Below are 3,549 nucleotides of genomic sequence, written 5' to 3'. Positions count from 1 at the left end.
ACCTTTGAAAGAACCGGAAGATTCCCATTTAAGCTCGGTTCCATCCATGAGACTTTTGATCGCCTGCGATAAAGTAATTGTCATAGCTGAGTTGCCAATCTTTCTTAGCTTTCAATGTCCGCTTTGGGTCGAAAGCAGACGTTCCAATAACAAATCAAGCATTATATAAAACAACTGTGTGTACAACCTTTAGTGTTGTCGTGCTAATATTTTAAACGTTCTGTTTTTGATGTTTTATGTTTTGGTGGTGGGAGCTTATGCCCTAATTGACGGATAGAATTATGTTCGTCGTTAAGGTGAAATCTGCATTTTGATTTCATTTTGATACATCTAAGGAACAAGGGCCGAGACTGCGGCATTTTGACCTGTATCGATATCTGCTGTTGAGTTTAATATTATAACATGTATATAAAATGCATGTTTAAAAATAGAGACACATTAAAGGAGACGCTTATGGCCTATGTTGTTCTCGCAGCCGAGCTTTTTACGGCCTTTTGGTTTGTGAATTACATCCTGTTGATTTCCGGTTTTGTCAAAGAAGGGGAGAAAGCTGCTTTTCCCAGAAAAGATCCGTTGGTTCGATTTTTTATTGCCAATGCCAAGTGGGCCATCGTTGTTGGCTTGACGACTGTGTATGCGGGAACCGTCGTGTACGTGTATGGATTGGCAATATAATAGGATCAATTGCTTATGGTCAGTAATGACCTCTTTACGCGCTGGTGATCCACAGGTAATCCACAGGTGATCTACAGACGAAAACACTGAAAAAAGGAGAGAGAAAATGCCTTTAGAAGTCGATAAACTACTTATCAAAGCCCTGACCATCAGTTTAATCTGGGTTCTTGTTCCGATGCCTTTGTATATCTGGCTTTTCCTTGATTTTCTTATCTAGAGAGCAAAAGCTTATTTCTGTTCCTGTCGCGCTGCTTCGCGCAACAGCCATCGGCGGAAGGTTTGCAAGCGGGGCAGGCCGCGTTTGTTTTCGGGATAGACGAGGTAGTAAGCATTCTTACCACGGATACTGTCATCAAAAAGTTGGGTCAGAAGGCCTTTGCTTAGTTCTTCTTTGATCAAGAACGCGGGTAACAGAGCAACCCCAAGGCCCGTGAGCGCGGCATTGATGATCATGTGAAATTGCTCGAACTTGGGACCAGCAGCGGGGTTGATATCCTGTGTTTCCTTACCCCTAAGCCATTCTTGCCAGGCGTAGGGTCGGGACCGAAGTTGCAATAGGGTATGGTGGCTGAGATCCGCAGGTGTTTTTATTTGGCCGACATCTTCTAACAGGGACGGGCTACAGACCGGGATCATTTCTTCGCCCATGAGTTTGTCTGATATTGTGCCGGGCCAGTTGCTGTCCCCAAAATAGATGGCAGCATCAATATCTTCGCTCTCAAAATTAAACGCTTCGATCCGTGTAACAAGGTTCACGTTGATTTCCGGGTGTTGCGACGTAAAGCGCCCCAAACGCGGGATCAACCATCGACTGCCAAAGGTGGGCAGGCACGCCAGTAATAGCTCACCGCCAACACCCTGATAGGCCAGCAGGTTAAGGGTGGCAGATTTAAGCTGATCAAGGCCTTTCCTGACTTCCTGAACATAACTGGCGCCCGCTTCGGTGAGGACAAGTCTTTGTCGGACCCGCTCAAAAAGCCGGATGCCGAGTTCGTCTTCCAATTGTCTGATCTGTCGGCTGACGGCACTTTGCGTCACGTTCAATTCTTCGGCGGCTTTCGTAAAGCTCATGTGCCTAGCGGAAGATTCAAAAGTACGTAGCGCGGTGAGAGAGGGAACGTATCGGTATATCACGGTATTAAAGCTCAGATATCTAACAAAAAATTATTCATGGGACAGTACAATTATTTTATACGTTAGTCATGAGTTTAATGAATGATGTTTGGAAAAATAATCGTTGGCCTTTAAAGTCAGATAAGAGGACAATAAACTCTAGTTGTTTAACTCAACTCTTTCTCTTCGTTGTTTCATGGGGCATTTCATCGTTCATATCGTAAAATCTACATTTTTCTCTTTACGCCTTGAGCCAGAATTAAGTTAAGCAACTATAATATTATTAAGACGCCTAAAAATCTTGAGGCACTTCTGTGCCACGCATAGCTCGGAAAGAAGAACATGTCTGCATCTGCTAAACTTGGAAAATTCGATTGGGAAGACCCGTTCCTGTTAGACGTTCAGTTGAATGAAGAAGAGCGCATGGTCAGGGACAGCGCGCGCGATTACGCGCAGGACAAGCTGATGCCGCGTATTCTAGAGGCAAACCGCCACGAAAACTTTGACCGCGATATTATGCGCGAAATGGGCGAGCTTGGCTTTTTGGGCGCAACAATCGAAGGCTATGGCTGTGCAGGGGTCAGCTATACCAGCTATGGCCTGATTGCCCGTGAAATTGAACGTGTGGATAGTGGCTATCGCTCGGCCATGTCGGTTCAGTCTTCTTTGGTGATGCATCCGATCTATGCTTATGGATCAGAAGAGCAAAAGCAAAAGTACCTACCAAAACTGGCGACGGGTGAATATGTCGGTTGTTTCGGTTTGACGGAACCAGATGCCGGGTCCGATCCCGGCGGCATGAAAACCCGTGCGCGCAAAGTTGACGGCGGGTACGAGCTGTCTGGCGCGAAGATGTGGATCACGAACTCACCCATCGCAGACGTGATGGTGGTCTGGGCCAAAAATGACGAAGGCATTATTCGCGGCTTTGTTCTAGAACGCGGCATGGAGGGACTTTCCACACCAAAGATCGAGGGCAAGTTTAGTTTACGTGCTTCTGTAACGGGTGAGATCGTTATGGATAATGTTTTCGTGCCAGAAGAAAATATGTTCCCGGAAGTCACGGGTCTAAAAGGGCCTTTTGGGTGTCTTAACCGTGCGCGTTACGGCATTGCATGGGGGGCTTTGGGGGCCGCTGAATTCTGTTGGCATGCGGCGCGTCAATATACGCTGGATCGCAAACAGTTTGGTCGTCCTTTGGCACAGACCCAATTGGTACAGAAAAAGCTCGCGGATATGCAGACTGAAATCTCTTTGGGGTTACAGGGATGTGTGCGTGCTGGTCAGTTATTTGACGAAGGCAAGATTGCCCCGGAACTTATTTCCATGATCAAGCGCAATTCCTGTGGCAAGTCACTGGAAATTGCCCGAACAGCCCGTGATATGCACGGTGGCAACGGTGTTTCAGATGAGTTCCATGTTATCCGGCATGTGATGAATTTAGAGGCCGTAAACACTTACGAAGGCACCCATGACGTGCATGCGCTCATTCTGGGGCGGGCACAAACGGGTTTACAGGCCTTTATGTAAGTTCAGGCTTTTATGTAAGATCGGATTCATTGCTGTGACAAAGCCTTCTGGTAATCAGAAAGATGATATGCCCCCTGAAGATATGCCTTTGGAGGGGATTAGGGTTCTTGATCTGTCACGTGTACTAGCCGGTCCCTGGGTTGGTCAGACTTTGGCTGATTTGGGATGTGATGTGATCAAGGTAGAGCGCCCGGGTTACGGGGATGATACCCGTGCCTGGGGGCCTCCTTT

General features: G+C 47.1%; 4 protein-coding genes. 3 read left to right on the top strand and 1 reads right to left on the bottom strand.

The features are described 5' to 3' along the window. The first annotated feature begins 453 nt into the window (after positions 1-453). Positions 454-675 carry a hypothetical protein gene (locus Q0241_RS18045; protein ID WP_299380302.1) on the top strand — a complete coding sequence of 74 codons (222 nt, stop codon included), beginning with the start codon at positions 454-456 and terminating at the stop codon, positions 673-675. Positions 676-903: 228 nt separating this feature from the next. Here the strand turns inward: Q0241_RS18045 and gcvA are convergent, their stop codons facing one another. Continuing rightward, a complete protein-coding gene (gene gcvA, locus Q0241_RS18040) occupies positions 904-1,809 on the bottom strand; it encodes a transcriptional regulator GcvA (protein WP_299380299.1) in 906 nt (301 codons plus the stop codon). Between the two features lie 321 nt (positions 1,810-2,130). Here gcvA and Q0241_RS18035 point away from each other — a divergent pair, with 321 nt between their 5' ends. Further along, positions 2,131-3,318: an acyl-CoA dehydrogenase gene (locus Q0241_RS18035; RefSeq protein ID WP_299380296.1), complete on the top strand. Its 1,188-nt coding sequence runs from the start codon at positions 2,131-2,133 to the stop codon at positions 3,316-3,318. Positions 3,319-3,385: 67 nt separating this feature from the next. Then, a partial coding sequence (locus tag Q0241_RS18030; protein ID WP_299380305.1) for a CoA transferase occupies positions 3,386-3,549 on the top strand: 164 nt, incomplete at its 3' end.

Source organism: uncultured Kiloniella sp., from assembly GCF_937128705.1.
Taxonomy (GTDB): Bacteria; Pseudomonadota; Alphaproteobacteria; order Kiloniellales; family Kiloniellaceae; genus Kiloniella.
This window is presented reverse-complemented; position numbering and strand designations above follow the sequence as displayed.